1 protein-coding gene is annotated in these 469 nt (G+C 51.2%); it reads right to left on the reverse strand.

The window, feature by feature from the left end:
* The coding region (locus AC066S_RS39235) for a pilin (protein ID WP_478271967.1) at positions 1-318 on the reverse strand (318 nt) is incomplete at its 3' end.
* Positions 319-469 lie beyond the last annotated feature (151 nt).

Genomic DNA, 469 nt, shown 5'->3' on the forward strand with positions numbered 1-469 from the left:
TGCTCCTACGAGGTTGGGATTGCCTACTACAGTGATGCCCGCACCTGCGCCCCCAGCAACGGAAATGGAGGACACCTTACCGGTTGGCGACACACTGCACAGTGAACTGATGCCCTCCGGTACGCTGGCACCATTGCCTTGATTCATTGCTTCGGACGCGCACGTCTTTGCAAAGCTGCCAGCGAGGATCAACTCCGAAACCCTGGCACGAATGGTGAAATCACGATACACCGGGAGAGCTGTAGCAGCTAGAACGCCAATAATAGCTACCACAATCATCAACTCGATGAGCGTAAAACCTTTCTGAATGGCAATCACAACAAGCGCCCTTCAGGACTTTGAGCAATAGCTCTAGTAGAAATAAAAAAGCCTGGCGCATTGAGAGTGCCAGGCCTGCTGTTTAATACGGGAATTCTATTGAAATCCCGCGATACCACTTAACCGCGGCAAGAAGAAGGCAGATATTTAG

Source organism: Bradyrhizobium sp. CFUWI (assembly GCF_056429085.1).